This is a genomic window from Streptococcus mitis, from assembly GCF_946188695.1.
Classification (GTDB): Bacteria; Bacillota; Bacilli; order Lactobacillales; family Streptococcaceae; genus Streptococcus; species Streptococcus mitis_DF.
In genome coordinates this window covers 1-405 of sequence record NZ_CAMHWI010000051.1, presented here as the reverse complement: position 1 = coordinate 405, position 405 = coordinate 1, and the positions used below count along the sequence as shown (strand labels likewise).

At 33.8% G+C, this 405-nt stretch carries 1 protein-coding gene; it reads left to right on the top strand.

Annotated elements, in window-relative coordinates; genetic code table 11:
- On the top strand, nucleotides 1-405 hold a 405-nt coding region (locus tag N8L33_RS09945; RefSeq protein WP_261059750.1), incomplete at both ends, for a MucBP domain-containing protein.

Here is a 405-nt window from a genome sequence, read left to right as displayed (position 1 = left end):
AGAACATGTCTACGAAAAAGTAACAACATTCTTTAAAGACAAAGATGGAAATGAAATCAAAGAAAAAGAAAGTGGTTCAGTAGATAAGAAAGACATCCCAGAATACAGATTCGTAGAGACTAAGAAACTGCCAAACGGAGATGTAGAACATGTCTACGAGAAAGTAACAACATTCTTCAAAGATAAAGATGGAAATGAAATCAAAGAAAAAGAAAGTGGTTCAGTAGATAAGAAAGACATCCCAGAATACAGATTCGTAGAGACTAAGAAACTGCCAAACGGAGATGTAGAACATGTCTACGAGAAAGTAACAACATTCTTCAAAGATAAAGATGGAAATGAAATCAAAGAAAAAGAAAGTGGTTCAGTAGATAAGAAAGACATCCCAGAATACAGATTCGTAGA